A 6,000-nucleotide genomic window follows, 5' to 3' on the forward strand; every position below is an offset into this window, starting at 1 on the left:
TCCTATGGATGGGTTGTCGTTCCGCCTGATTGGGCGGGGAGGAGGATACCCCCTCCCCGCCGCACCGCTCAGAACCGCAGGCCCAGGCCGATGAGGACCTGGTGGCGATCGCTCTGGACATCGATCGACGTCTCTTCGTCCTCGTCGAGGAGATAGGAATCGCTGCCGAAGTCGGTGTAGACATATTCGAGCTTGGCATAGATGCTCGAGGTGATCCCGATCTCGGCGCCGGCACCGAGGTGATAGCCGTCGCGCTTTTCCGAGAAGGCAGCTATTTCGCCGGGCTCCTCGTCATCATTGTCGGTGACATCGGGATCGTAGCTCAGGTCGAGCTTGCCGTTCGAATACCCACCCTTTGCATAAATGAGCGAATTCCTGCCGATCGGCACGCCGGCGCGCAGACCCGCGGTGAAGGTCCGGCCGAGTTCGGCGCAGGAGAGATCGTCTTCGACCAGTTCGACACAGATATTGCTGTCCGACAGGTCGACGCCGCCATAGGCACCGACGACGAAGCTGTCGCCGATCTGAAAGTCGTAGCCGATTTCGACCCCGTAGGCAGGGCCGTCATCCTTGTCCTTGCCGACGAGGAATTCGTCGCCGGTTTCGTCTTCGTCGTCTTCCGGGTTGGGGAGCACGGCTTCGGCACCGACCTTGTCCCACCCGAGGCGCCCCTCGATGCGGAAGCCAGAGACGTCCTGCGCCTGTGCGGAGGTACCCGCCAGAGCCATGGCTGCAGCACCGATCAAGAAAATAGCTTTCATAGTCTTTCCTTTCATAAACTCGGAGGTGCGAGGGAATGCGCTCGCGAGTTGCCCGGCTTGCCGGGATCACTTGCGAGACAGCCTTCGACTGCCGCCTCGCCCAAGAGACGGAGTCCTCGTTCAATTGCCTTGATCGCAGCCGCTTGCGGGGCGATGGAACCGTTCGTACCTGTCGGCAGCGCCGCGCGGGGCGGCTCGTTGTCTCCGGTTCAGCGATTGCGGTTCACCTGCACGCGTGGCGGTTGTGCGCGAATCGAGAAGTGGGAAGGGTGAAGCTTGCCGTGACCGAGGATCCGGACGATGGACTGCAGGCCGTCTTCCTTGCGAACCGGCAACCGCTTCTGCGTTTCCTCGTGGCGCGCGGCGCCGGTGACGATGCCGAGGACATATTGCAGGAGGTCTGGCTGAAGATTGCCCGCCGTCCGGCCGGTCCCGTCGGCGCGCCGATGGCCTATCTCTACCGCGCGGCCAATATGGCGATGATCGATCGCTATCGTTCCGCAAGGCAATCCGCCGTGCGGGAGAAGGAATGGACCGAAGCCAGTTCCGGACCGGTTCCTGGCATATCCGACAGCCCTTCGGCCGAGCGCGTAATCGCCGGCCGGCAATTCGCCCGCAAGGTGGAAGACGCGCTGGCGGAATTTCCCGATCGTGCCGTGAAAATCTTTCGGCGCTGCCGCATCGACGGTATCGCCCAGCGCGCCATTGCCGAGGAATTCGGCGTCAGCATCAGTACCGTCGAAGGTGATTTGCGCGCCATTTACCGGGTTCTCGCCGAACTCAGGGAGCGGCTCGATGAGGAATGAACGCAGGCACTCCGTCTATAGGGCAGGAGCAACAATCTATGGCGCTTGATCGCAACATTCTCGATGAGGCCGCTGCCTGGGCGGTCAGGACGTCCGAACCCGAATTCGAGGACTGGTCGCGCTTTACCGACTGGCTCGAACAATCGCCCGAGCATGCGGCGGCCTACGACCATGTCATGCTGGCAGCGGAAGAGGGCGCCGCCATGCTCGAAGTCCAACCTGCCAATGATATCGACGAAGAGCGCCCCGCCCCCCGGCGACCCTGGTTCGCTCCCGCACTTGCCGCATGTCTCGCGCTGGTGGCGGCGCTGTGGGTCTGGCAGGTGAACGATGCCACCTCGGTCTATCGCACCGTGCCCGGCGAAACGCGCCAGATCGCGCTTGAGGACGGGAGCGTGATTGTCATGGCCGGCGACACCGAGTTGATCGTCGATCCGGACCGGGATCGTTACGCCCGCCTCGAGCGCGGCCGTGCCCTGTTCGAAATCCGCCATGACGAGAGCAACCCGTTCCGGGTCGATGTCGGCAGCGCCACGCTGGTCGATGCCGGGACGGTTTTCGACGTCAGCATCCGGCGCTCCGAGGTCGGTGTCGGCGTGTCCGAGGGCGCGGTCATCTATAATCCGGCAAGACAGAACGCCCGGATCGAACCGGGCCATATCCTTACCTTCGACAGGGCCAGTGCAACCTATGAACTTGCAAGCATTCCGCTCGATCAGGTCGGCGAGTGGCGCGAGGGACGACTGACTTTCCTCAGAGCGCCCCTGGCCGATGTCGCCGCCGACATCGCGCGGGCAAGCGGGATCGACTACCGGGCTTCCGAGACCAGCGGCGAATGGCCCATTTCAGGCAGCATTGCCCTCGACCCCCTGCGCAGGGACCCGGCTTCGCTGGGTCCCCTGCTCGGGGTCTCGGTCGAGCGGCGCGGCGAGACATGGATCCTTGCGTCTCGTTGACCATGCGGCACGCTCCCTATGCCCTTGCTGCCCTGGTGGCCTGTCTTCCCGCGCAAACCGCTGCGCGCGACGCGTCGATCGACATAGCTCCGGGCACTGTCGCAGATTCGGCCATCGCCATCGCGCGGCAAACCGGCACGAGCATCGTGGTTAGCGACCCGGTGCTTGCCCAGCGACCCGCGCCGCGCATCCGCGGCCGTATGAGCGCCCGTCAGGCCGTCCGGCGACTGGCCGAAAGCGTCGACGCGAAGGCCGTTGCCATCGGTAATTCCTCGTGGCGTCTCGAGCAGCAGCCGCGCAGGGCCGTGCGGTTCGCGCGCACGGCGCGGCGGCCCGAGCCCCTGCCCCGGCCAGCTGCCAAATCGCCCTCTCCCCCACCGGCCCCCATGGAAGAGATCGTCGTTGTCGCCAGCAAGCGCGATACACGGCTCGAAGATCTCCCCGCGCAGGTATCGATCGTCGATGGCGAGGAACTTGCCCTTGGCGGTATCGGCGGGACCGAAAAGATCACTCAGCGGATCGCCACCGTCTCCTCGACCTATCTTGGAAGCGGGCGCAACAAGCTGTTCATTCGCGGAATTGCCGATTCCAGCTTCACCGGGCCGACACAGGCAACGGTCGGCCAGTACCTCGGCGATATGCGGCTCAGCTACAATGCCCCCGATCCCGACCTCAGGCTATCGGATCTCGAACGCGTCGAAGTTCTCGAAGGGCCGCAGGGCACGCTCTACGGGGCGGGTTCGCTCGGAGGCATCATTCGCCTGGTGCCGAACATGCCCGAACTCGACCGGCGGGATTTCCGCGCCACTGTGGGCGGGGCGCTAACCCAGCACGGGGCCGGAAGCCTCGATGCGAGCGCAACCGCCAACGTCCCGCTGGCCGCGGAAAAGGCCGCGCTTCGCATCACGCTCGATGCTGCCAGCGAGGGCGGGTATATCGACAAGCCGCTGCTCGACAGAAGCGACGTGAACCGCACAAGTATCGTGGCGGGCCGTGCGATCGCCCGGCTCGAACTGGCCCCGCAATGGACTGTGGACGTAATCGGCCTCGCGCAATCCACCCATGCTTCCGACAGCCAGTATGCCGCGCGCGAGGGGGATCGCTACGAGAGCACGGCGCGCGTCCGTGAAGGTTCGGATGCCGACTATCTTCACGGGCAATTGGTTCTGTCCGGACAGATCGGCGCGCTGGGATTGCGCTCCACGACCGGCCTTGCCCGGCAGGAGCTCGAGGAGCGCTACGATGCCACGATGCCGGGTGCCGAAGACCGGGTCTTCATCCAGCGCAATGAAACGCGCATGCTCGCGCACGAGACGCGGGTCTGGCTGCCTTTGGAGGAGCGCCGGTTCGGCTGGCTCGCCGGGATAAGCCTGATCGACAACCGCACGCAGCTGAACCGTTCGCTCGAACGGGAAAACGAGCGGTCCGCTACGACGGGCGTGCTCAATACGATTACCGAAGCCACGCTCTACGGCGAAGGGTCCTACCGCTTGCGCGATGGCCTCATCGCGACACTGGGCGCCCGCTTCACCCATGCCCGCCTCGGCGGAAGCGCCGAAGACGTGCCGCTTGCCTTGATGGTGGAGCGCGCAGCGACCACGGCGAGCCGCGACCAGTCGGCCATCCTGCCCTCGGCCTCGCTGCTCGCCTCGCTGGGGCCGAAGACCAGCCTCTATGCGCGCTATCAGGAAGGCTTCCGTCCGGGGGGGCTGGCGATCGAGGGCGAATTCGTCCGCCGCTTCCGCGACGACCACGCCCGGACGCTGGAAGTGGGGGCGCGTCACGGGCGCGCCGGGATCGATTCCTTCGATCTGGCGCTGAACCTGTCCTACACCCGATGGAGCGACATCCAGGCCGACTTCATCGACGACCTCGGGCTTCCGAGCACCGCCAATATCGGTGACGGCCGTGTCTGGACCATCAGCGCGTCGGGTGGCGCGTTCCTGACCGACGATTTGCGCCTGACCGGCGGCGCGACGCTCAACCGGAGCGAGATCGACGAACCCGTCCTGCTCGCCTTCAGCCGGATTACCCACGTCCCCAATATCGCGGAATTCTCAGGCCGTCTGGGACTGGAATATGCGCGCTACCTCGGCAGCGGTCTCGATCTCGATGGCCGCTTATGGGCAAGCTACATCGGCAAGTCCCGTCTCGGCATCGGCCCTGAACTGGGCGATTTGCAGGGCGACTATCTCGATAGCGGGCTGCTGGTCCGCGTCGGCAACGAACGGATCGGCGGGACCCTTTCGATCACCAACCTGGCCGATAGCGAAGGCAATCGCTTCGCCCTCGGCACGCCGTTTGCCGTCATGCGTGAACAGGTGACACCGCTGCGGCCGCGCACCATCCGGATTGGAGTCGATTTCTCCTTCTGAACGCCGCGCTGGCAATATCTGTGGTCCGGCGCGGCACTTTTTTCCAAGGCATCGCGCCGCTGTCTCCGTCTCGTCTGCAACCAGACGGAGGATTTCATATGTATCGATACCTGCTGGCCGGGACCGCTCTGGCGACCCTGGCCGTTCCGCTCGCCGCGCAGACGCTCATTGAAGACAAGCGCACGCAGCCGATCCGCACATCGCAGTTGAAGGGCGGGGCAGGCGATGCCGTCAAGGTGACCGACAAGGGTTCGATCGAACTGACTGCCGGTTCGGCGATTACCGTCGATGGCGATCACGATACGACCAACGCCGGCAAGATCGTTGTCACAAATGCCGATGGCGCAAGCGGCATCGAGGTGGTCGGCGACCGCCAGGCCGATATCGTCAATTCGGGTACGATCACGATCGACGAAACCTATACGCCCGAAGACATCGACAACGACAAGGACTTCGACGGCCCCTTCGCGGTCGGGCGTGACCGCGCAGCCATCCGCGTTCGCGGAGATCTGGTCGGCGATATCCGCCATACCGGCACGATCAATGTCGAAGGTAACGAGTCCGCCGGGATTTCCGTGGCGGGCCTGCTTGATGGCGACTTCGTTCACGATGGCAAGACCAGCGTCCTTGGTGACGAGAGCGTTGGCGTCGAGGTCGGCGATGTGACCGGCAATGTCCGGCTGGCGGGGACCATATCAGCGGCCGGGGAAGGGTCTTCCGCCGCGCATCTGGGCGGCGATATCGATGGCGCGCTGGTGGTCCAGGGCAACATCGCGGCGACCGGCTACCGCTATACCACTGCACCTACCGACCCGTCCAAGCTCGACGACGACGACCTGCTGCAAGGCGGCAGCGCGCTGGTGATCGAGGGCGATGTCGCCAAGGGCATTTACTTCGCGGTCCCGCCCAAGGATGCCGACAAGGACGATCCCGACGAGGACAAGGACGGGATCGAGGACGCCAAGGAAGGCAGCGCAAAAGTCGTGTCTTATGGCGCTGCGCCGGCAGTCGTGATCGGCGCCACCGATCGCGACATCGCAATCGGCGCGGTTCCGGCGACCGGGTCGGGCTTCGGCCTGATTGTCGATGGCAGTATTGCCGG

General features: G+C 64.7%; 4 protein-coding genes and 1 pseudogene. 4 read left to right on the forward strand and 1 reads right to left on the reverse strand.

Annotation, left to right across the window (positions count from 1 at the left end; genetic code table 11):
* Positions 1–68: 68 nt before the first annotated feature.
* Complete coding sequence (locus V6B15_RS11780) at positions 69–761, reverse strand: outer membrane protein (RefSeq protein WP_334201303.1); 693 nt, start codon at positions 759–761, stop codon at positions 69–71.
* 281 nt (positions 762–1,042) lie between these two features.
* Between V6B15_RS11780 and V6B15_RS11785 the strand changes: the two genes are divergently transcribed.
* From V6B15_RS11785 to V6B15_RS11800, 4 genes and pseudogenes are all read left to right on the forward strand, one after another.
* Positions 1,043–1,567, forward strand: coding sequence for an RNA polymerase sigma factor (locus tag V6B15_RS11785; protein ID WP_334201304.1), 525 nt, complete (start codon positions 1,043–1,045; stop codon positions 1,565–1,567).
* Positions 1,568–1,605: 38 nt separating this feature from the next.
* Positions 1,606–2,523, forward strand: coding sequence for a FecR family protein (locus V6B15_RS11790; protein WP_334201305.1), 918 nt, complete (start codon positions 1,606–1,608; stop codon positions 2,521–2,523).
* A gap of 2 nt (positions 2,524–2,525) precedes the next feature.
* Positions 2,526–4,898 carry a TonB-dependent receptor gene (locus tag V6B15_RS11795; RefSeq protein WP_334201306.1) on the forward strand — a complete coding sequence of 791 codons (2,373 nt, stop codon included), beginning with the start codon at positions 2,526–2,528 and terminating at the stop codon, positions 4,896–4,898.
* A 98-nt stretch (positions 4,899–4,996) separates the two neighbouring features.
* A pseudogene (locus V6B15_RS11800) lies at positions 4,997–6,000 on the forward strand (autotransporter domain-containing protein); the annotation flags it as partial.

The sequence above is a fragment of the Qipengyuania sp. Mu-71 genome (genome assembly GCF_036867055.1).
In the GTDB taxonomy this organism is placed as follows: domain Bacteria; phylum Pseudomonadota; class Alphaproteobacteria; order Sphingomonadales; family Sphingomonadaceae; genus Qipengyuania; species Qipengyuania profunda.

Excerpts from the sequence above, each read along its gene's own strand:
- V6B15_RS11780 (WP_334201303.1), bottom strand. The coding sequence starts at position 761 with ATGAAAGCTATTTTCTTGATCGGTGCTGCAGCCATGGCTCTGGCGGGT.
- V6B15_RS11790 (WP_334201305.1), top strand. The coding sequence starts at position 1,606 with ATGGCGCTTGATCGCAACATTCTCGATGAGGCCGCTGCCTGGGCGGTC.
- V6B15_RS11795 (WP_334201306.1), top strand. The coding sequence starts at position 2,526 with ATGCGGCACGCTCCCTATGCCCTTGCTGCCCTGGTGGCCTGTCTTCCC.